1 pseudogene is annotated in these 293 nt (G+C 53.2%); it reads left to right on the top strand.

The features are described from left to right. A pseudogene (locus tag P0G09_RS19740) lies at nucleotides 1-182 on the top strand (hypothetical protein); the annotation flags it as partial. Nucleotides 183-293 lie beyond the last annotated feature (111 nt).

The raw sequence follows: 293 nt of genomic DNA, 5'->3' as shown, positions 1-293 counted from the left end.
TTGCCGAGGTGGAAGCCAGCGGCGGCGAGCGTTTTACCGTCAAGCAGCTGGAACGCACCCGAAAATCTTTGGAGGCCAGGCTGGAGAAAGTGCAGGCAGAAAGCCGCAAGGACGATGTGGTGACATTTGAGCAGCTGGGCGTGGACCGGCTGTTCGTGGACGAGGCACACAACTACAAAAACCGTGCGAAACGTTGCGCATAAGCCCTTGTTGACAGCAAGGACGAACAGCGGCATGTGATTGCACTTAGAAATAAGAACATATCACAGAGAATTTGAATCTCGAAATCAGGG

It is taken from the genome of Faecalibacterium sp. DFI.5.82 (assembly GCF_029076575.1).
Lineage (GTDB): Bacteria > Bacillota > Clostridia > Oscillospirales > Ruminococcaceae > Faecalibacterium > Faecalibacterium duncaniae.
The sequence above is the reverse complement of the archived record's forward strand: the minus strand, read 5'-3'. Positions and strand labels throughout refer to the sequence as shown.